At 40.1% G+C, this 21,870-nt stretch carries 19 protein-coding genes; 6 read left to right on the top strand and 13 right to left on the bottom strand.

Features of this window, described 5'->3' with window-relative positions:
- Nucleotides 1–99: 99 nt before the first annotated feature.
- A complete protein-coding gene (gene fabV, locus BLR37_RS12130; protein WP_090768942.1) occupies nt 100–1,293 on the bottom strand; it encodes an enoyl-ACP reductase FabV in 1,194 nt (397 codons plus the stop codon).
- A 403-nt stretch (nt 1,294–1,696) separates the two neighbouring features.
- On the opposite strand from fabV, the gene BLR37_RS12125 reads away from it, so the two are divergent.
- Nucleotides 1,697–2,404 carry a DUF2490 domain-containing protein gene (locus BLR37_RS12125; RefSeq protein ID WP_090768940.1) on the top strand — a complete coding sequence of 236 codons (708 nt, stop codon included), beginning with the start codon at nt 1,697–1,699 and terminating at the stop codon, nt 2,402–2,404.
- Between the two features lie 85 nt (nt 2,405–2,489).
- Nucleotides 2,490–3,380: a hypothetical protein gene (locus BLR37_RS12120; RefSeq protein ID WP_244154649.1), complete on the top strand. Its 891-nt coding sequence runs from the start codon at nt 2,490–2,492 to the stop codon at nt 3,378–3,380.
- 18 nt (nt 3,381–3,398) lie between these two features.
- Here BLR37_RS12120 and BLR37_RS12115 read toward each other — a convergent pair whose 3' ends face one another.
- The 9 genes from BLR37_RS12115 to BLR37_RS12070 all read right to left on the bottom strand — a co-directional run bounded on the left by BLR37_RS12115 (nt 3,399) and on the right by BLR37_RS12070 (nt 14,299).
- On the bottom strand, nt 3,399–3,770 hold the full coding sequence (locus BLR37_RS12115) for a helix-turn-helix domain-containing protein (RefSeq protein WP_090768938.1): 372 nt from the start codon (nt 3,768–3,770) through the stop codon (nt 3,399–3,401).
- Nucleotides 3,771–4,153: 383 nt separating this feature from the next.
- Nucleotides 4,154–5,029, bottom strand: coding sequence for an archaemetzincin (locus BLR37_RS12110; RefSeq protein WP_090768936.1), 876 nt, complete (start codon nt 5,027–5,029; stop codon nt 4,154–4,156).
- Between the two features lie 3 nt (nt 5,030–5,032).
- The gene (locus BLR37_RS12105; protein ID WP_090768934.1) at nt 5,033–5,482 is read right to left on the bottom strand and encodes a DinB family protein; all 450 of its coding nucleotides are present in this window, start codon (nt 5,480–5,482) and stop codon (nt 5,033–5,035) included.
- 34 nt (nt 5,483–5,516) lie between these two features.
- Nucleotides 5,517–6,287, bottom strand: coding sequence for a DUF2185 domain-containing protein (locus tag BLR37_RS12100; RefSeq protein ID WP_090768932.1), 771 nt, complete (start codon nt 6,285–6,287; stop codon nt 5,517–5,519).
- Nucleotides 6,288–6,342: 55 nt separating this feature from the next.
- Nucleotides 6,343–7,218, bottom strand: coding sequence for a DUF4261 domain-containing protein (locus tag BLR37_RS12095; RefSeq protein ID WP_167356600.1), 876 nt, complete (start codon nt 7,216–7,218; stop codon nt 6,343–6,345).
- Nucleotides 7,219–7,404: 186 nt separating this feature from the next.
- Nucleotides 7,405–8,136 (bottom strand): head GIN domain-containing protein, encoded by a 732-nt coding sequence (locus BLR37_RS12090; protein ID WP_090768928.1) that lies wholly within the window; start codon nt 8,134–8,136, stop codon nt 7,405–7,407.
- Nucleotides 8,137–8,658: 522 nt separating this feature from the next.
- Nucleotides 8,659–10,311: a M1 family metallopeptidase gene (locus BLR37_RS12080; protein ID WP_090769535.1), complete on the bottom strand. Its 1,653-nt coding sequence runs from the start codon at nt 10,309–10,311 to the stop codon at nt 8,659–8,661.
- A 70-nt stretch (nt 10,312–10,381) separates the two neighbouring features.
- On the bottom strand, nt 10,382–12,247 hold the full coding sequence (locus BLR37_RS12075) for a CocE/NonD family hydrolase (RefSeq protein ID WP_090768924.1): 1,866 nt from the start codon (nt 12,245–12,247) through the stop codon (nt 10,382–10,384).
- A gap of 180 nt (nt 12,248–12,427) precedes the next feature.
- Entirely contained in the window at nt 12,428–14,299 is a 1,872-nt protein-coding gene (locus BLR37_RS12070) for a CocE/NonD family hydrolase (RefSeq protein ID WP_090768922.1), read from the bottom strand.
- Nucleotides 14,300–14,494: 195 nt separating this feature from the next.
- Here BLR37_RS12070 and BLR37_RS12065 point away from each other — a divergent pair, with 195 nt between their 5' ends.
- The 3 genes from BLR37_RS12065 (at nt 14,495) to BLR37_RS12055 (ending at nt 17,358) form a co-directional block, all read left to right on the top strand.
- On the top strand, nt 14,495–15,340 hold the full coding sequence (locus BLR37_RS12065; protein ID WP_090768920.1) for a DUF6515 family protein: 846 nt from the start codon (nt 14,495–14,497) through the stop codon (nt 15,338–15,340).
- 182 nt (nt 15,341–15,522) lie between these two features.
- On the top strand, nt 15,523–16,680 hold the full coding sequence (locus tag BLR37_RS12060; protein WP_167356599.1) for an esterase-like activity of phytase family protein: 1,158 nt from the start codon (nt 15,523–15,525) through the stop codon (nt 16,678–16,680).
- A 12-nt stretch (nt 16,681–16,692) separates the two neighbouring features.
- Nucleotides 16,693–17,358, top strand: coding sequence for an HAD family hydrolase (locus BLR37_RS12055; protein WP_090768917.1), 666 nt, complete (start codon nt 16,693–16,695; stop codon nt 17,356–17,358).
- Nucleotides 17,359–17,394: 36 nt separating this feature from the next.
- On the opposite strand, the gene BLR37_RS12050 is transcribed toward BLR37_RS12055, so the two are convergent.
- Genes BLR37_RS12050 through BLR37_RS12040 form a run of 3 tightly spaced genes read right to left on the bottom strand, consistent with a single transcriptional unit; the run spans nt 17,395 to nt 21,178 of the window.
- Complete coding sequence (locus tag BLR37_RS12050) at nt 17,395–18,585, bottom strand: serine hydrolase domain-containing protein (protein ID WP_090768915.1); 1,191 nt, start codon at nt 18,583–18,585, stop codon at nt 17,395–17,397.
- Between the two features lie 15 nt (nt 18,586–18,600).
- Nucleotides 18,601–19,236 (bottom strand): response regulator, encoded by a 636-nt coding sequence (locus BLR37_RS12045; protein WP_208599650.1) that lies wholly within the window; start codon nt 19,234–19,236, stop codon nt 18,601–18,603.
- Nucleotides 19,229–21,178, bottom strand: coding sequence for an ATP-binding protein (locus BLR37_RS12040; protein WP_090768911.1), 1,950 nt, complete (start codon nt 21,176–21,178; stop codon nt 19,229–19,231). Before BLR37_RS12040 ends, BLR37_RS12045 begins: the two co-directional genes overlap by 8 nt.
- A 246-nt stretch (nt 21,179–21,424) precedes the next feature.
- Here BLR37_RS12040 and BLR37_RS12035 point away from each other — a divergent pair, with 246 nt between their 5' ends.
- Nucleotides 21,425–21,847 carry a hypothetical protein gene (locus BLR37_RS12035; RefSeq protein WP_143009570.1) on the top strand — a complete coding sequence of 141 codons (423 nt, stop codon included), beginning with the start codon at nt 21,425–21,427 and terminating at the stop codon, nt 21,845–21,847.
- The last annotated feature ends 23 nt before the right edge of the window (nt 21,848–21,870 follow it).

Raw genomic sequence — 21,870 nt, 5'->3', positions numbered from 1 at the left:
AGCCGTTTATAATTAAATATTATTTAGCAAGGTGATAGATTTCTCCCTGCCCGAAGCAGACGGGCATTCCGTTGCACTTCAGTCGAAATGACGTTTTTATTAGTCTACCAAGCCTTCAATGGCTACCACTTCGTTTGCTTCTTTCTGGTAATCTACTTTATCAATTTCGAAACCGAAGAGGCTTAAGAAATCAGATCTGTAACCTGCTAAATCGCCAATGACTGGCAAAGTTTCGGTAGTAGCCTGTTCCCAAAGTTCGGCTACTTTTGCCTGTACATCTTCACGCATTTCCCAATCGTCGATCCTGATTCTGCCTTTTTCATCAACAGGAACAGGGTTGCCGGTAAATAACCTGTCGGCATATAATCTTTGGATTTGCTCGATGGTACCTTCGTGAATGCCTTCAGCCTTCATTACTTTGTACAATAACGAGATATATAACGGAATAACCGGAATAGCCGAGCTTGCTTGTGTAACCAATGCTTTGTTTACCGAAACATAGGCTTTACCGTTAATATCTTTCAATTTATCGCCAATGGTAAAGGCTGTAGCCTCTAAATCATCTTTTGCACGACCAATTGTTCCTTTACGGTAAACGGGCTCAGTTAAAGCAGGGCCAATGTAAGAGTAAGCTACTGTTGTAGCACCCTCAGCCAAAAGGTTCTCTGCTTTTAAAGCATCAATCCACATGGCCCAGTCTTCGCCACCCATTACGGCAACAGTGTTGGCAATATCTTCTTCGGTAGCGGGTTCGATTGAAACTTCGCTCACGTTACCGGTATGGAAATCGACTGTTTTATTGGTATAAGTTTCGCCGATTGGTTTTAGGGTAGAACGGTGTAAAACTTCTGTATCCGGGTGTTTTCTAACCGGTGAAGCTAAACTATAAATTACTAAATCTACCTGACCTAAATCGGCTTTAATCAGTTCGATTGTTTTTGCTTTGATTTCTTTAGAGAAGGCATCGCCATTAATACTTTTGGCATATAAGCCTACAGCATGTGCTTCTTTTTCGAAAGCGGCACTGTTGTACCAGCCTGGTGAAGCGGTTTTGCCTTCTGAAGGAGCTTTTTCGAAAAATACACCAATAGTAGCGGCGTCTGAACCATAAGCAGCGGCAATTCTGGATGCTAAACCGAAACCGGTTGACGCACCAATTACCAATACTTTTTTAGGACCGTTAATTGCTCCTTTTGATTTTACATATTCAATTTGATTCTTTACGTTTTGAGCGCAACCATCAGGGTGTGCTGTTAAACAGATAAAGCCCCTCATTCTAGGTTCGATAATCATTTTTGTTCTTTTTTACGTTTTGTAATGTTAAATAAGGGCACTTTAAAGGTCTTTTGAAGAAGTCTTAGTGCCCAAATCTTTAACGAAGATAAATTTTTAATTGTTTAACATTAAATGAATTTTAAATATTGAAGATTTTTAAGTGTTGGAGGCTATCTATTTTTAACCGCAAAGCGCGCAGAGGTTTTCGCAAAGAGCGCCGAGCTGGAGGCATGGTTTGGCGATTAGACTTCTGACCTCAAACTCGGGACCTCTGACTTTTTTTAACCGCAAAGTACGCAGAGGTTTCGCAAAGAAACGCAAAGCTGGGAGAAGGGGGATGATCAGACTTCCGACTCCGGACTTCCGACTTTAACATATTTCTTTTATTTTAGCGGCACACAGATAAAACCGGTAACCATTTATGAAAAAGCTATTACTGCCCATCTTATTTATTTTGATGGCACTAGGGAAACTATCAGCACAGACCCAATATCAGAACTCTGGCTGGTTTATGTTTTTAAACAACACTAAATTTAACGATAAATGGGGCTTGCAGTTTGATCTTCAGGTTCGCTCGGCTGATGATTGGGGATACGTACGCAATACCCTGGTGCGCCCTGCAGTGCAATATTTCATCAACAATAAAAGCAATGTAGCCCTGGGTTATTTATGGCAGAATACCGAATTAAGACTAATTGGTTCGGCCAATAACTCTTTAACCGAACACCGCATTTTTGAGCAGTACATTTACAACCATAAAATCAATTCGGTATTTACCAGTCATAGGTTCAGGTTAGAGCAACGTTTTATTGAGCGTTTAAATAATGATGATTTGTTTTCGCAGCGTTTCCGTTATTTTGTGCGCTTTATTAAACCTTTACAAAAAGCACAGCCAACTTTTACCAAAGGTGCTTTTGTGGCTTTACAGAACGAGATTTTCTTAAATCTGCAAAACAAAAGCCAGATTAATAACAGTGTTTTTGATCAAAACAGGGCGTATTTAGCTTTAGGCTATCGTTTTTCGAAGCAGTTTGATATCGAAGCAGGCTATATGAACCAGGCACAGCATGGTGCAACTGCGAATACGATTAATAATATTATTCAGCTGGCCTTATACACAAGGTTTTAATGTTTTAAAGTCATTTTTTGTACTACAACTCTTACAAAATGTTAAAGCTATTGTAATTGAGCTTGCTTTTTGCTCAATTTGCCGCGTGAAAAAATTTACCATTCTATTTTTAGCACTTTTATTCGGCAAACGGATGCATGCCCAGGAGGTTAAAAGTCCTTCAAGCAGCTCAGTACCAGCCTCAAAAAGTTTATTTAATCCCGAGCATAAGCGGAATTTTTCGCGCAAGGGCGATTTTTATTTTCACTGGGGATACAATAGTTCCTGGTATGGCAAAAGCGATATCCGTTTCCAAGGGCCGAACTATGATTTTACGTTAAAAGATGTTGTAGCACACGACAGGCAATCGAAATTAAGCTGGGATTATCTGAACCCGGGATTGATTACGGTACCGCAGTACAATATCCGCGTGGGGTATTTTATAAAAGATAATTACAGTATCTCTATTGGCTGGGATCACATGAAATATGTAATGGATATTCCGCAAACGGTTGCCATTACCGGCCATATTGGTGCTAATATTTCGCACGAGAATGCACCTACCGGAGCTTTGGCTGGCGATTATAATGGTCAAAGCATTAATGTGAAGGAAAGCATGCTTACTTACGAGCATACGGATGGATTTAACTATGCCAATATTGAGGTAGAGCGTTATGATGATATCTGGGTGGCACCCGGAGGCAAAACCTCTTTGACTTTAGAAACCGGTTTAGGTGGCGGGTTAATGGTTCCCCGTTCTGATGTTCGTTTATTTGGGCAGGGTCGCAATAACCATTTTAGTATTTCGGGCTATGGGGTTTCGGCAAAAGTTGGTTTGAAGTTTTACATCTGGAAAAACTTTTACTTACAAAATACCACCAAGTTTGGTGCTACCAATTTAACCAATGTACATACTACTGGTTGGGATGAATTTGATAAAGCCAGCCAGAAAATTAACTACATCGAAAATATCTGGTTATTCGGGGTTCAGTTTTAAAAAGAAATTAAAGGAGGCTTAGGCCTCCTTTTTTGTTTCCTGATCATCTTTCTGCTCTTTAATTGCCGCCGCAATCTTTGCAATATCTTTAAAGGGCACATCGGCAATAAGGTTGTGAATGTTCGCCTCTTCTTCGCGCCTTATTAATTTCTTTAACGGATGGTTGTCTACAAGGATTTCATTTTTGCCAGGGTACCACACAAAAAGATCGGTAGGCTCGCAGATTAAAAGTTTACATAATTTCTCGATGTGATCTAACCTGACCGAGCGGGTTTTACCGTGGAGAATGTAATGCGCCGAATGTGGTGTGAAACCTGCTTTAATGAGGTAGGTATGGGGACGTTCAATGCCCCTCGCCCTAAAAATTGGAATTACATTTAAAAATAACATATTGTTAACCGGTTTAGTGATAAAAAACAGTATTCAGTTTATCAGGGATGATTAAACAATAGCTATAGCGGATGTAAAAACCACAAAGTACCATTGAATATGATAAATATTATAAGCAAGATAATAAAATAAAACTGCAATTTTTAGAACTGCAGTTATCAGAATATAAAATGAAGTTTAAAGATCATTAAATGATTTTTCCAAAATATAAAATGAAGTTTAAAGAAAATAAAAGGCTGTTTTTATTAATTAAATAGTAGTTCTTAAAATATAATTTACTGTAGGTAAAAAATAGATAGATGATTAAAAAAAATAGAATGTTTATGTTAAAAGGTCAAAGTATTTCGGAATAAATACAATTAAGCCGTTAATTTCTGTAACTATTACTCGGTAATTTTTAAATCTGCATTCATTTGCTGAAACTCCTTGTCGAGTTTGTTTTGGTTGAAGAAGACAGCTAGGGCTTTCAGCCTTTTTCTGTTATCGTATTTCAGGTTTGCATTTAGTTTTTGCTGACATTTTGAACATAGCCTGGCAATACTCCGGTCGGTTTCGGCTAAACTGTTGGTGCCATTCATTAAACAATTTGCTTCAATACAATGGGTGAGCCCGAACATGTGGCCAATTTCATGTGATGCTGTTTTTAAAAGCCTTTCTAGGCTTAACTTAAACTGTTTACTGGTAAGTGGCTTTTGATGAAATCTATAAATTGAACTTACAGCCAGCCCCTTATCATACGAGGCCAGTCCGAAGACAAAATTCCACTTATCATCCGGATATAAGTCCATTTCGGTAATTCCCAGTATTGCAATGGCATCTTTTGGCCTTTCCATAGCTACAACAGTATCCCGCAAATAAGGGGCTGAGATCTGTTCGTGCTGCTGGCTTAAACGCCGCACATGCGGTGGTATAATGTTGCTGCTTACTACGGACTGTAACAAGGTTTTGACCTGAAAAAATTTTTCTAAATACTCACGGGTTAGTTTAATTTGTTCCCATTCTAATACTGAAAATTCTCCTATGTGCTTAAGGTAAATTTTGTTTAATTGCCTGGTGGGCCTAAGTGGGTTACTATTCTGAAAATCGGTAAGGGTTTGAATTCGTTCCTGATGATTAAAAAGCCAGTCGCCTTTTTGTGGTTTTTTTAATGGGATATCATTTTTGGCTATTGTGTTAAAGTAGCTGGAGCTGTTGTTACATGCCCCCATGCTGATCATAACACATAGATAAAACAAAAATGATTTAACTGGCAGCTTCATCGTTTAAATTACATCCAGTAACCTTCTGTGGTAATTAATTTGCCCCAGGTGATAGGCCAGATGCGTAGTAAGATGGACCAGGAAATATTCGGTTGAGGTTTTTTCTTCAAAAACCAGCATGGGGTATTCGGCGCCGATTTCTGCTGCCGTTATTTTATCCAGGGTTTGGTTAACAATTTCAATGGTTTGGTCTATTTTTTCAATCAGCTCTCCACGTGGAACATTTTTTAATGTAAACTCAAGCTCGCGGTTTCTGATGTAACCGCTGCCACCCAGCGTAGCACCGATATAGGTATTTAAATTCCCGATTAAATGCAGGCACAGGTTACCGGCAGAATTGGCTATACCTTGATCGATGATCCACAAGTTAGCCTCGTTTTGATACGATTCAATTTCGGTTTTTAATTTGTGCAGGTCGCGGTTAAATAGTTTTTTTAGGGTTTGGTTCAGCATGGTTACGGTCGTTTATTAGTATGCTTAAGCAAGCTTATTCAGCTAATTTTATGCTTTTCCAGGTTTCAATGGCCCAATCCAGATCGTTTTTATCGTCAAAATATAAGGCCAGCATTAAATACTGATCATCTATTATCGAAGTGCCATAAATTACCTGATAGGTTTTATGCTTATCTCTTTCGTTAATCATATAGCCCACTTTTAAAACCTGTTCATCCGAAAAATCGAAGGTATCTAATGTTTTGGCTACCGATTGATCGCGGTCTTTTATATACTGTATTCTTTCCTGGTATATTTCGGCCCTGCTTTTATCTGGTTCGTTGCTGATAAAAAGTCTGACTGATTTATCACCCGTGGTGTACAATACATTGCCATCGGTTTCTGCAATCCGCTCAAAGAGATTGTTAATGTTTATAGTCCACTTTTCGCTCAACTGGTGGGTTACGAGGTAATCGTCTTCCAGTTCAAAATCTGTAATTTTTTGCCAGCTGGCGTGTTCATCCACTCTTTCATAAGCAGAACCCACACCTTTAAGCAGGATCTTTTCTATGGAGGAATCGATTTTAAGAATGGTAGCGGGGTTGTAGATTTTAATGTTTTGCGGGTCGTCTACATATCCTTCAGGTTCGTAACCGCTAAAAATTCTCCAGCCACTGTCTTCTGCGCATATCCCTTTTTCGCGGTACATGAAACGTGGTTTCCTGTTTTCCTCGACAATCATTTTAGAAACCATCAGCCCGCCAATCGGAGGGAAGTTCTCAAAGTTTTTTTCGTTTTGCTTTTTTTTCTTTTTAGATAGATGCATTTGTTTTAGCTGTAAGATGTTGGAAGAGACCCTGAAATTGGTAATTTAAATGCGCTTATCTTGGAATAATGTTTATTACAATCCTTTCGGGGGCAACCAGCGAAAGTTGTTTTACACATTTCCATTTCGAACCAGCTGTTAATCCTTCAATCGTTTCTCCGTCTTCAATAATGTCACCGTATTCGTAAACGTGATAGGCGTAAGTCCACATTAAATTGGCCATTTCGTTTTCATTTAAGCCTGTAAACCTAATCTGGAAATCGGGCAGACCTAAAGCATGCATGCCAATGGTATCCATCAGTAACTCGCGGTTTTGAGGATCGTTGCTTACATTGAAAAGCCTAACGTTGCAGAGGGCATACAATGCCTGTGTTTTATCGTTATCCCAAAGGTTAGTAATGGCCACCGGGTTTAATAGCTTATCGCCGTGAAAGGTATATACCGAATCGGGCTGTGTAACCCTGATTACGGCTGTAAGGAAATCCATGAAGAGGTTTACACGTGTTTTATAGGGTAAGCTTCTCGACATTAAATCGGTAATCAGTATTTCGTATTGACAATTTTTTGCTATATCATTTGCTTCGGGCCAGTGCCAGTTTTGGGTAAATGCGGTATCGGGAAGACCCACACCGGCTTCGTTTCTGTCGGGTATCAGGATATTGAGCTGTGCAGGAATAGTAGCATCGGCCAGTTGAACAGGATAATCCGGAAAGGAGAAAATAAGGCTGCTTACAGCAAATGAGTGATCTATATTGGGAATGTGTTTTTTGAGTTCGGCTAAAATCTGATCGGCATTGAGACTGGGTTTGCCAGAAAATAAAAGCTTGGTCATGAGCATTTCCGGCAAATTGTGAGGCTGGTTATCTTCAGCTATAGGCTCAATCTTTTCTACTGTTGTGTTTTTCTTTTTAAATGGGTTGAATAAATTCATGCCTAAATGTAGCATGTTTTGGATATAGTGGGAGATTTTATTACTAAATATCTGAATGATGTTATGGCTAGTTCAAATGTAAACGGGTAATATTATTTAAGGAAGGTGTTGTGGTTTCTTGGTTCCACACAAAAAAAAACGTCCCGAATTGCTCCGGGACGTGCTTTAAAAAAGGTTTTATCAGGCTTATACTTTTCTTACTTTTCCTGATCCGATTACCGTTTTATCAACGGTTGGGTTGCCTGAATAGTTTACGCTTCCTGAGCCGCTGATTACGGCTCTGATGCTTTCATCAACAGCGATATTAACCGTTCCTGATCCGCTAATGGTAGTAGTTAATGTTTTTACAGCAAAAGATTTACCTGCAAAAGCGCCAGAGCTGCTGATTACCACTTTGGCATGATCGGCACCCCCGGTAATGTTAATTGAACCTGAACCACTGATAACACCGCTATAGTTATCTACATCGGCAGCAGCTTTGATGCTACCCGAACCGCTAACTGTAGTGGTTAAGCTTCCAGTGCTGATTTTTCCGTTAACGGTTATACCTCCATCGCCGCTAACAGTTAAGCTGGCCAGTTCTTTTGCAGTTACGTAAGCGGTAATTTTTTTACCATCATATTTGTTAGACCAGCTTCTGATGCTGGTTTGCGGACGGATTACCAAAACACCACTTTTTACTTCGGTAACAATTGTGGCAAGTGCATCGGCATCGCCTTCTAAACGGCAGCTCTCGGTATTACCCAAAGTTACAATTACATTAATAGGGCCTGCAGAGGCCACACCATTAAAATTTTTCACATCTCTATCATCTTTCTGATAGCTTGCCGTATTGGGTTGAGTATGTGCTGTAGCAGCAATGCTGATACCTGAAGTTAATGTTAATGAGGCTAATAAAAGGGCAAATAATTTTTTCATGTTTATAGATTTTATAGGTCTTTAATGATAATGAATAATGTGTTCAGCTTATAAGACGGTAGTTTGGGCAAAAAGTTGCATAAAGTGAAAAATATGTAACTTTTTTTGTCTTACAGCACAGTCTTGCCTCGGCTCGCCGCCGCCGAAGGGCTCCTTCTTTTTGGCGTCAAAAAGAACCAAAAAACGTCGGCTGAAAATTTTTCTTTCAAAGGCAGTGGTTTGGCTGGGTTGCTGCAACCCGAAAAATTTATTAGGCCGAATTTAAGTAGAACGGAGGTACGATGCGAAGGCCTGGTTGGGTGGAAATGCACAAACAAATAATATCGACAGCCTGCCGAATAATCTAATTAAATACTTTGTGAAGCGTTTCTTTAATTCGTCAAGCACATCACGCTAGTGGTGTCAGATATTGCTATCTGACACTTTTTGCTGAGGATTTAAGGTCAGATGGGAACATCTGACCTCACCTCAAGTAAGCTGAGAGCAGTCAAGTTTTTAAAACTTGACTGCTCTGTAAACGTGCTAACCCTTCTTAATATTAATATAAAACAGGGGATCGTGTTTGAAATTTTCTGCCGTTACGCTTGCATCTACCGGAATGGTTTTCCAATCGTTAGTGGGCTTAATTAAAGTGTAAGCTCCTGATTTTAGTGTTACCCTTACCGGCATATCAAAACCTTTAACATCGGTTACCCAACGGTAAGATAGCGTGTTGTTGCTGATCTTGTATTCGAGTGCCGGGATTTGGGTATGGCGTAAATACTGATCAAAGATCTTATCTAATTTTAAACCACTTTGTTTGGCCATATATTGCTCAATCTGTGCAGTGGTTACGGTCTGGTGATAAAAGGTTTTGTTTAAACCACGCAACAGCTGTCTGAATTTTTCGTCGTTATTCATGAGCTGGCGGATGGTGCTGATGAGGTTGGCGCCTTTAGGATACATATCGCCGGAACCTTCTTTGTTTACACCGTAGGGGCCAATAACGGGAATATCGTTGCGGATGCCTTTCTGCAATCCGATTACATATTCATCGGCAGCAGCTTTATTTTCGGTACACTCGGTAAACAATACTTCCGAGTAATTGGTAAAACCTTCGTGCACCCACATATCGGCAATATCTTTTGAGGTAATGTTATTGCCAAACCACTCGTGACCGCTTTCGTGGATGGTGATGAAATCCCATTTTAAACCATGTCCGGTGCCGCTTAAATCCCTGCCCAGATAGCCTTGTTTAAACTGGTTACCATAAGCTACAGCACTTTGGTGTTCCATGCCCAGGTGTGGTGCCTGAACGAGCTTGTAGCCATCTTTATACCATGGGTAAGGACCAAACCAGTATTCGAAACATTTTAGCATGGGTTTAACATCGGCATCCCAGTGCGGGCGTGCTTTGGCGCTGTCGGTTTGCAGAGCCCAGTAATCGATGGTCAGCTTTCCGTTTTCACCGTTATAGCTATCTTCCCAATGGGCGTATTTGCCAATGTAAAAGCTAACATCATAGTTGTTGATCGGGTTGCCCACAAACCAGTTGTACTGCTTGTAGCCGTCAGGTTTATCAACAGTATTCCTTAACCGGCCGTTAGATATTTCCTGTAAAGTATTGGGAACAGAAATACTAATGAGCATACTGTCTACCTCATCACTCTGGTGATCTTTATTTGGCCACCAGCAGCTGGCGCCCAAACCCTGGCAGGCTACAGAAACGAAAGGATTGCTGGCGCTGTCTTTCTTGAAAATGAAACCGCCATCCCAGGGTGGTGTTTTGGCTACAACAGGGTTGCCTGAATAAAAAACGGTGAACTTATCCTTACTTCCTTTTTTTACTGCCTTAGGGAAGGTTACAAAAACCGCATTGTATTCTCTTTTAAAAGGGAGTTCGGTGCCTTTGTACACTACTTTTTCTACTTTAAGGTTATCGAAAAGATCGAACTGCAGTTTGGTGAAATCCTGTGTGGCTGTGAAAGCAAATTCATTGCTGCCGCTAACTGATTTCTGGTCGATATCAATTTTCACATCTAAATGGTAATAATTGATATCGTAACAGGTACGCAGCGGGGTGAGGGTTCCACGCAGACTGTCGGCACGCGAGTTGACCTGGTTTTTGCCCAGCATTTGCGCCTGCAAACCTGAGATGCTGCAAGCCAGGGCTAAAATGGTGAATAGTTTTTTCATTTGTTTTTTATTTGGCAGTTGGCCGCGCCCCGGTTCGTGATGACACGAACCGGGGCGCGGCCACACCTATCTATTTAATTACATCAACTTCGATAAAGCTGTCGTTAAACACGGTTTGTGTGGCTTTAATATAATCGGCTTCGGTTGCTTTATAAGGGTTATCTACAAATTTTTGTGGGTTGCGGGCAAACAAGGGGAAGGCTGTACTTTGCACCTGAATCATGATGCGGTGTCCTTTTTTAAAGGTGTGCAATACATCCTGCAGCCTGAAATTTACATCGGTTTTTTGGTTCGCTACCAAAGCTTCGGGCTTTTCGAAACTGTTACGGAAACGTGCCGGCATTACTTCCGAACGCACCATTTGCCAGTAGTTGCTTAAAATGATGTTTTTGTTCGGTATGTAAGGGTTGTTAGGCTCATCGGCAGGGTACACATCAATTAACTTCACAATGAAATCGGCATCGGTACCTGTGGTTGCAATTTTAAGGTGCGACATGATTTCGCCACCTAAAGTGATATCGTTATCCAATACATCGGTCTGGAAAACCAAAACATCAGGACGGCGGCCGGCAAAACGCTGATCTTCGCTCATGTAATTGTGCGGAGTGAAACCAAGCGTAGTAGTTAAATCTTCGGTATATGGAACTGGTTTTAGCGGATCGCTGATGTAATTAACCGAGCCTGTTGCAGCCGGAGCGGTCATGCTCAGCTTACCATCGGCACCTAAATACAGTTTTTGTTTGCTGGCTTTTTCGGTAGGCCATTTGCTAAAGGTTTCCCATTCTTTTTTACCGGTATCGAACATGTAAGCCTCAGGTAAGCCAGAATTTGGATCGCCATTGCCTTTTAAAAAGTGGTTAAAGAATTTGGCTTCGATATTTTTTTGGTAGAAGGTAGCAATGCTATCGCCAAAATACACATTGCTGTGCATGGTGTGGCCGGTTTCGCGGCTCCATCTGCCGTGGCCAAATGGTCCCATTACGATGGTGTTGTACGCATTTGGGTTTTTCTTTTCGATAGTTTTGTAAATGTTTAGCGGACCGGATAAATCTTCGGCATCGTACCAGCCACCAACTACCATTACAGCAGGCTTAACGGTACTGTAGTGCTTTAACAGACCCCGTTTTTGCCAAAACTCGTCGTAATTGGGATGATTTACAGTTTCCTGCCAGAAAAAGTTGTCTTTATAATATTTATCGGCATTGGTTAACGGGCCAAGGTCTAGCGCAAACTGGTAGCCATCTTTGGTTTTAGGGTTAATTAACTGGTGATTGTACCAGGCCTTAGAAGTAGTATCTGTTTTTTGTACCCCAAATACCGGGAAGGTAGAAAAGTAACTCTGTAAAAATGAGCCGTTGTGGTGGAAATCATCGAAAAAGAAATCAGAAATGGGTGCCTGTGGTGAAGATGCTTTTAAAGCAGGGTGATTACTTAAAATACCAGCTGCGGTGTAAAAACCAGGGTAAGAAATACCCCACTGACCAACTTTACCATTGTTGTTGGCTACATTTTTAACCAGCCAATCGACGGTGTCATAAGTATCTGAGCCTTCATCTACATCTTTTTTGGTTTTTTTATTGTCGATCACTGGTGTCATGTTGGTCCAGGTGCCTTCACTTTTCCAGCGGCCACGTACATCCTGATAAACCACAATGTAACCCTCTTTCATCATCAGTTCTGAAGGACCTAAACGTGCAGGGAATTTATCTTCGCCATAAGGTGCTACGCTGTAACAGGTACGCTGCATAATCATGGGATATTTTTTGTTCTTAGCCGCGTCTTTAGGGGTGTAAATGGCGGTAAAAAGTTTAACGCCATCGCGCATGGGAATGTAAACTTCCTTTTTGGTATAGTTAGCTTTGGGATAATTGGCATCGCTTTGCGCATAGGCAGAAGATGCCGAAAGCAGGATGATCAGGAGTTTAAAGTATTTCATTTTTTAAGAATAAGTAAGTTGGTTTGCTTTTGGTTCGTGGAGAAACCAACAAAGCGGGTTATGTTTATTTTATTGAGATTAAAGTTAGTATTAAATTTATTTATTTGGCTTCGATCCTGCGCTCCGGTTCGTGTCCGCTTCATCGGTTCGTGCGGACACGAACCGAGGGACAGACAAAATTTATTTCAACACTGAAACCGTAATAAACGAGCTATTGTGCACGTCGTGGTAAATTTTATGGGTTGCTTTCTGGAAATCGCCAGGCTCTGCCTGGTAAATATCCATAAACTTTTGCGGGTTGCGATCGGCCAGTGGGAACCATGAGTTCTGAATTTGGATCATGATTTTATGTCCTTTTTTAAAGGTGTGGGCCACATCAGGCAAAGGATAGTTTACCTTGGTGATTGCTCCGGGTACGAAAGGCTCGGGTTTTTCAAAGCTGTTGCGGTATTTGCCGCGCATAATTTCACCACGTACCAGCATTTCGTAACCACCCATAATCAGGTTTTTAGGGTTAGGTACGGGGTTTGGCGCATCTTCGGGGTACACATCAATCAGTTTTACCACATAATCGGCATCAGTTCCGGTAGTAGAAACAACTAAGTTGGCCAAAACAGGGCCGGTTAACGTAATATCTTCGGTTAAAACGTCGGTTTGGTAAGTTTTTACATCGGGTCTGCGGGCGGCAAAGCGCTGATCATCGATCATATACTCGCGGGTACGTTTGGCCTGAATACCATCCTGATAAGGTACGGGATTATTCGGATCACTTACATATTCGTCCCAGCTATCGGTACGACCAACTTTTTCAAAAGCCAGTTTTCCGTTAGGTTGTAAATACAGGTTTTTAGTTTCTACTTCCTGAGGTGGCCAGGTGCTGAATTTCTTCCAATCGTTGCTTCCTGTTACAAAGATATTGGCTTCGGCAGGGTTAAAATCGCCTTCGCCTTTTAAGTAATGTTTAAAGAAAGGTAATTCGAACTGTTGCTGGTAATCGACACTGGTGGTTTTGCCAAAATTAATATCGCCCAGGTAAGAGCCATCGCTGCGTACCCAACCGCCGTGAAACCACGGACCTGCTACCAGAATATTATTGGCATTGGGGTTTTGTTTCTCAATGGCTTTGTAAGTGGCAAAAGTTCCGTAAGCATCTTCGGCATCGAAGAAACCACCAACTACCATCACAGCAGGTTTAACGTTGGTTAAATGAGGGGTAATTAAGCGGGCTTTCCAGAAGGTATCGAGGTTGGAATGTTTAAACAAATCGTTCCAGAATTTAATGCTGTCGGCAAAGTAACGGTCTTTTAAATTTTTAACCGAACCGGCTTCTAAATAAAAACGGTAGTTATCCTGAATGGGGAACTGAAAACCTTTAGGGCCTTTATCAGGTGTAATGGGTTTAGGACGTGGAACCCCAAAGCTACTCATAAAGCTGAAGGCATCCATTAGAAACAGTGTGCCGCGGTGGTGAAAATCATCGCCCACAAACCAATCGGTAACGGGTGCCTGTGGCGAAACGGCTTTCAGTGCCGGGTGGGCATTGGGCAATGAAGTAGTTGAATAAAAGCCCGGATAAGAAATGCCGTAAATGCCGGCATTACCATTATTGCCTTTTATGTTTTTAACCAGCCAGTCAATGGTATCGTAGGTGTCGGTGCTTTCATCAATCGCGGTTTTGGTTTTTTTACCTGTAACCTGCGGGCGGATGTCGGCAAAGGTACCTTCACTCATCCAGCGACCGCGTACATCCTGATAAACAAAGATGAAACCTTCGCGCATCATGGCCGGGAAATTACCCAAACTCAACTTGTACTGGTCTGCGCCATAAGGTGCAACGGTGTAAGGTGTGCGGTTAATTAAAAACGGATATTTTTTGGATTGATTTTTGGGTATATAAATGGAGGTGAATAGTTTAACCCCGTCACGCATGGGGATCTGGCGTTCTATTTTGGTGTAATTTTCTCTAACATACGCCGAATCGCTCTGCTGGGCCAACAATTCATTTGAAATAAACAAACAGACAAGGAGACTGAAAATTCTGGAAAAGCTCATTTAAGTTTAGTTTTTAGGAATAAAATTTAAAGATAGCAGATTAGTGTACGATTCTGAAAAAACATCCCGTAAAAGGTTTGTAGCAAAGAAAAGTGCATTCGTCATCGCCATATCAAAATTTAGTTAAATATTGTTAAGGGATAATCTTTTGAGAATTTTCATCGTCATATACATAATCGAATTAAACACAAAGTAATGAACAGGTTATTAAATAAAGGATTGGTTGTTTTCGCTGCAGCAGCGATGATTACAACTTTAAGTGTAGGAAGTGTTTCTGCCCAAAGGCCAAGCAGGAGTGGTGGTTCTGGTGGTGGCCATTCGGGTTCAATCGGACCTTCGAGAGGAGGAGGTTCCATTTCCCGTCAGCCATCTATGCAGGCGCCAGGCCGTGGTAGCTTTTCACCAGGCAGGGTAGGTGTTCGGCCAGAACGTCCGGGATATAGCTACAACAGGCCGGGGTATCGCCCAGGGGTTGGCTATCGTCCGGGTTACAGATCAGGTTATGGTTACCGCCCAGGCTTTGGCAGACCTTATTACAGGCCATATTATAGCTATTATAATTTTTACCGTCCGTTTTTAGGTTTCAGAATTGGTGTACTGCCTTATGGCTATTATCCGTTTTGGTTTGGTGCCAATCAGTTTTATTATTCTGGCGGATTGTTTTACCAACAAAATAATAGTCAATACGAAGTGGTAACCCCACCGGTTGGTGCCGAGGTGCCAAATTTACCATCAGATGCCAATCAGGTGACTATTAATGGTGTAGATTATTATGAGTACAAAGGGGTGTATTATACCCAGAAAGAAAATGCTGATGGTAAAACCGTATATGTGGTAGCAGGAAAAGATGGTATTTTAAACACCACTGATGGTCCGGTTGATACGCACCAGATTGGGGATATTATTAATCAATTGCCTGAAGGTTGTCGTGAAGTAACCATTAAAAACGAAAAGTATTTTGTTTCGCCCGATGATGTGTATTACGAAGAGGTAGTAGATGGCAATAACATCAGTTACCGGGTAATTGGCAAGTTGTTTTAGGTATTTTTTATCATTTATATTGTGCAGCCAGATGGTAACATCTGGCTGTTTTTGTTTGCTGAATATATTAGTTTATGGATCAGTGTCGGATGGAAACATCCGACACCACTGAAAATAAATTCAGGGTGACGCATATTACAGGCGCTCAAAAATCGATACTTTTACAGCCTAAATATTCGGATTTGAAACCTGTATCTCAACTGCTTATTGTTTATGCTTTTTTGGCTGTTGTGCTCTCTTCCTGCTCGGCGACAAGATATGCCGCAAAGCAAAAGGAAACCAGCATTTCATCAATTAATTTTTTAGATGAATATGTAATGCCGTTAAACCAAAGCTTTCAGCAAACAGTTGTTGGCGGTTTATCCGGGATTGATTATGATCCGGCCAATAATCAATATTATCTCATTAGCGATGATCCTTCGCAGTTAAGCCCGGCGAGGATTTATACTGCTCAGATCGGCATTAAAGATAATAAGATTGATACGGTGCAGGTAACGGGTGTAACTTTCATGCTTCAGCAAAATGGAAAACAATATCCGCAATATCGCTCAGATAAAACATTAAAGGCAGATGGGGAGTCGGTTCGCTACAATCCCAGATTGAAAAATCTTATCTGGAGCAATGAAGGCGAGCGCTTATTGAAAAACGGCGATACGATTATTGTTCAGCCGGCTTTAACTTTTATTTCTACAACCGGAAAGTTTTTAGATACCATACCCATGCCTGCTGGCTTTCACTTTACAAAAACCGAAAGCGGGCCACGTAAAAATGCTTTGTTTGAAGGCTTAACCTATGCCGATAATTACCAAACCATTTATGCAAGTTTAGAAGAACCACTTTACCAAGACGGCCCGCAGGCAGCTTTCGAATTTGATAAAGCACTTACCCGCATTTTAAAGTTTGATGCGGTAACGAAGCAAAACACAGCGCAGTATGCCTACAATCTAGGCGCTATGCCGGTTAAACCAACGGTAGAAAACGATTGGAATGTAAATGGTATTTCAGAAATATTAGCCGTAAACAACCATACCTTGCTGGTAATGGAGCGCGCCTGGGCTAAAGGGCATGACGACCATACGTTTATTAAATTATTTCTGGTTGATTTGAATGGTGCGGAAAATGAAATCAATAACCAGGGTTTTATCCAAAACCCACCTAAGCCTTTAAAAAAGAAATTACTTTTTGATTTTGATACGCTCAACAGGCACATCGATAATTTTGAAGGCATCACCTTCGGCCCGAAATTACCAAACGGCCACCAGTCGCTTATTTTCTGTGTGGATAATAATTTCGGTAAAACACAAACCCAGCAGTTTTTCCTGTTCGAGGTTATTCCTTAGTTACAATTTATAATGAGTAAAATAAAAGCATTGCTGTTTGATTTAGACGGTACGTTGATTGATTCGGAGAAATTTCATTTCGATTGCTGGAATACATTTTTATGCCCGTACAATGTTCAAATTGATTTTAAAGACTGGTTGAGCAATTATGCGGGAATTCCGCTGCCAAAAAATGCAAAAACGATAATAGACCGTTACAAAATTGATGAAGACCTGGATGGCTTTATTGATAGAAGGGAGAAAGTAACCTTTGAGGGTTTTAGAACTACCGATATCCTGTTAATGCCACATGCCTTAGATTTTGTACAGTTTGCTTACGAAAAAGGACTTACGCTTGCAGTGGTTACAGCCAGCCCGAAATTGGATGTCGAAGCTGTTTTTGCACGCAATGGTCTGGCAAAGTATTTCAGTTTGTTTATCACACGGAGTGATGTAAGTAAATCAAAACCTGATCCGGAAAGTTATAACCTGTGTGTGGAGCGCCTGGGTTTGCAAAAGGACGAATGCCTGGTTTTTGAAGACACCATTAACGGTGTAAAATCGGCTATGGCTGCGGGTATTACCTGTTTTGCAGTACAGGCCAATGTGCGGGCGCACCAAAAGTTGAGGGTAGCTGATGAACTTTTCCTGAGTTTTGCTAATGCAAAGGAATTTATGCTGCAAAAGGAGTTGATTTAAAGATTGATCAGTTAAGCGCTGCTGATCGGTTTTCTTTTAACGTTTTTTATCTAAGCCACTGGCATATTGGTAAACTGCATTATAAATATCGAAAAACCTGGATTCTTCTTTATCGCTGAGAGAAGTATTGAAAAATAAGATCACACCTATTTTTTTGGATAGATCAGCAAGCATAAAAACCCTTACCCCCGGGTCCGATCCATTGTGCCCAATCCTGGTGGCTCCCAATTTGGTAGCCCAAAAAATCCCTGAATTGAGTTTGTTTAACAATATGTTCTCGGGTTTATTTTGTGCATTAAACTGAAAACGTAACATTTCATCCACACTTTTTTTCTGCAATAACTTTGCATGGCCGTAGGCTCCGTTGTTTAGCAAAGCAATAAAAAAGTGTGATAGTTCTTCAACAGAAGTGCGAATGCCACCATCGGGATAAGTTGTTCCTTCGTACCAGGGGATCTGATTGATGGTATCGCCTTGTTTTTGATACAACCTGGCATGTTTGTTCGTGTCGATTTCTGCCAGCGACCAACCTGAATGGCTCATCTTTAATGGATCGAAAATGTGTTTTTTACCATAATCGCTCAATTTTTCTCCTGTTCTTATTTCTAAGATATAACCTGCCAAACCAGTGGCGATGTTAGAATAATTGTATTCACTTCCGGGTTTGGATTTTAAAAAATTTTCCTTTGAATAGTATTTGCCGTCTTTTGAAAAATAATTTTTTATAAAGGTTGCGAGGGCTTCTGGCTTCGATCCATTATAAAAATATGTGCTATCCATATAAAAAGGATAACGGTCGTTTAAACTGGAGGTGTGGGTTGCCAATTGTCTTAAGGTTATTTTTTCACCCGGATAATCAGGGTTAATGATTTTAAACGGTAAATAGGTGTTGATATCCTCATCTAAGGAAACTTTTCCCTGTTCAACAGCTTTCATCAGGCATACACCTGTAAAGGTTTTACTTACGGAGGCAATATTCATCACTGTTGATGAGGTAAAAGGGACTTTATTTTTTTTATCGGCATAACCGTAACTTTTCATCCAATCAACTTTTTTATTGAGAATGATGGCTGCAGACATGCCAACTATCCCTGCATCGCTCATTTTTTTTTCCAATAAACTGTCTATGTTAATTTTTGCAGAAGATTTGTTAGTCTCCTGGGCAAGCAAATTTTGATAGCTTAGTAAAGCTAAACCGAAAAGGGCAATGAGGGTTTTGGTTTTCATATTTGGTTCTTTAGGTTATTCGCCGAGTAATCCCTGTGCAGTTGCGTTGCTGATTAATTCGGCAACATTTTTAGCGTGCAATTTTTGTAACAGGTTTTTCTTATGGTTATCGACGGTAAACTTACTCAGGAACAGCTTTTCAGCAATTTTTGATGCAGTTAAGCCTTGTGCAACCAGTTTCAGGATTTCGCTTTCTCTTGATGTGAGTTTTGCAAAGCCCCACCTTGTTTTTATAGGCGATTTTGATATCACCTCTGCAACTCCTTTACTAAATGTTATTTTGCCCGAAAATGCTTCATTAATGCAATTACTAATCTCGTCTATCGATGCATTTTTAAGGATATAACCATTTGCCCCATTTTCTAAAATTTTGGCAATGGCACTCCGTTCCTGATGGTTACTTAAGGCAATTACAATGGTATCTGGAGCTATTCTTTTAATTTCCTTACACAATATCATGCCGTTAATATCGGGTAGTATAATATCGATCAGAATAACATCAACATGATTGTTTTTAATGTAAGTAAGTAGCTCCTGTCCGGTTGTAAAGCTTGCAATAATGTCAAATCCACTATTTTTACCCAATAATTTCGTTAATCCCTCTATAATAATAGGGTGATCATCTACAAGCACGAGTGTTGGTTTATGCATTAACATTGAGTTCTATATTTATGGATGTACCGGATTGATTGATACGGGGACCGATTTCTATTTTTCCATTTAAATAAGCCACGCGGCTTTTAATATTTCCCAACCCGATACCTGTTTGCTCTTTTTGTAGGTTAGGGTTAAATCCTTTGCCATCATCGTCAAGGGTAATAAAAAATATATTTTTGTTTTGGGTGCATTGCAGGAGTACATTTTTGGCTTCCGCATGTTTTACCACATTGGTTAATAGTTCTTGTACAATACGGTAAATGGCCAGTTGTGTTTGTTGCGGTATGGCATTTTCAATTTTGATGAAATGATAATCAACGGTTAATTTCTGTGAGGTAAGCGATTCGCATAAATCTTTAAGAGCTGCTTCAAGGCCTATACTTATCAGCATTTCGGGCATCATGTCGTGTGCTATGCGCCTAAGCTCACTAATGGAGTGGTCTAATTGCTGTATAACATGCGCTAGTTCTTCAGTCTGGTTTTCGATAACCAGATCGCTAAGGTTAAATTTTACAACGGCCAGGATATTGCCTAAACCATCATGCAGTTCTCTGGCTATCCGGTAGCGCTCGGTTTCCTGTCCTGTAATCATGGCCTTACTTAGTCTGATTGCTTCGGTTTGTTCTGCCCGTTTTTTCTGATTACGGTAGTAATAAATGCCAAAGAAAAGGATGGATAAGATAAATAATATCGTGGTTCCGAACAACCAGTTCAGCAGCCGGCTATTTTTGGCCGATAAATTTGCCTTTTGATTGGCTGTGTTCAGTTCTGCAATTTTCTTTTGGTTTTCTGCTGTTCTGAATTTTATTTCCAGTGTATTTATTTCTTCTTTTAACTTTGATTTATTTACGCTATCTCTTAAAAGGGCATACTTTTTTAACCATTTAAAAGCTTCTGGTAAATTATTAAGTAGTTCAAAGCTTTCGTAGGCTTGCTTGTAATGATCTACTTTGTTTTCGGTAAATGTCTTGTCGTCACTTTTTATGATTTCTAAAATAATATCTTTAGCCTCTTGATAGTTTCTTTGTGCAATGAGCAGGTTGTATTTCTGGTTCAAAAGATCGGTACGTTCCTTATCAAGATTTAATGCTTTTGCAATTTTCAAGCCTTCATCCAAAGCTTTTAACGACTTGTTATATTGTTTTACTTTTAATAGGTAAAAACTTTCAAATGCACATAAGTAAATATAGGATGGGGTGTTGGTATGAGCTTTCAATAATAACTTAGCTTTGTTGATCAACAATCTTGCTTCATCGAATTTATCTCTTGTCATACTGTTTCGTGCACTATTATTGTACACCCTGGCCATGTGTATGTCATCTGTTTTAGTGCTTTCCAATAGGCTTATGCTTTTCTTGTAATAAGTTGATGCTTTTTCACTCTGCGCACTATGGTCAAAAAAAACAGCAACAGCGTGGTAGGCTAGCCCTTCCATTGAAGGATCCCCTGCCGCTCTGGCCAAGGGAATTACCTTATTCAAAATTAATTTTACTGATTCTTGCTCCTTATTTTCCCTTGATAAAAGAATAGAATAGTTATTCCACAACTTGGCTCTTATAAGATTGCTTTCTTTCGTTTTGATATATTCGAAAATACGATCTGCTTTTAATAAATATTTTTTTGCATCTGTAGTGCGGTTATTCTGATATGCGACATTTGTACCCGCAGAATATAAGTACAAGGCATAGAGGTAGTGAGAGTTTTTAATGTGTTTTTTTCCCTGGGCAAGAAAATAACTTGCCTTTAAAGTATCTCTTTCTCCTGCCCAATACCTGGATAAGCTAAAATTAGCTATAGCCTTCACACTATCAGTACCCGCATGTTGAGCTAGATTCTGTAAACTGTCTGGATATCTTTTATCACTAACCTGTAGCTGGCCGAACACCGGTACACATCTAAATAGGAAAAGCAAACCAAATAATAATAACTTTCTCATCTGATAACATTATAATATCAATTATGTGGTTAAGGGGATGAGCACGAATGCCGTAACCGTAATTTAATTTATTGTACAGTCTAATTTATGTGAAAAGAAGCACAAAATATAGCTATAAATCACTATACAGAAAAATGGCTATTTGTGGTTATTAATGACGCTAATCTGAAATTTAACTTTGATACAGATAATCAGGGATGCCGAAAACTGTTGATAAGAGTAGGCCTGTTGAAAAAACAAATATCTATGAAAAAGTTAAGTTTAATCATATGCTTATTAGCATTTAGTGCCGTGGTTTTTAGTGGTTGTAAGAAAAAAGATGGTACAGGTTCAGGAACAGACCTTAATAAACCCTATAAGGTAAAATTTGTCGGTACAGTAAGTGCCGGATCAAAAATTAGCTCTGCGGTAGTTGTATGGGGCGTAAATAATACTGCTTTTAGCTCATTATCTGGCACTAGCTGGACTAAAGAATATGATTTAACTGAAAAGGATTTAAGAGCATTTACAGATAACCCAACAAAAAACATTGGTTTTAGTATTCAGGCTGATGGTAAAGATGCCAACGCTACAGCAAAAGTCGAAATCTTCGTAAACGGCACTTCAGTTAAAGTGGCCAATGGTTCAGGTGCCACCCTTTCTCCAGATGCTACTTACATTTTTGACTAATTAACAAAAGGTATTTATTCGCT

The organism is Pedobacter soli, assembly GCF_900101435.1.
Taxonomy (GTDB): Bacteria; Bacteroidota; Bacteroidia; order Sphingobacteriales; family Sphingobacteriaceae; genus Pedobacter; species Pedobacter soli.
This window is presented reverse-complemented; position numbering and strand designations above follow the sequence as displayed.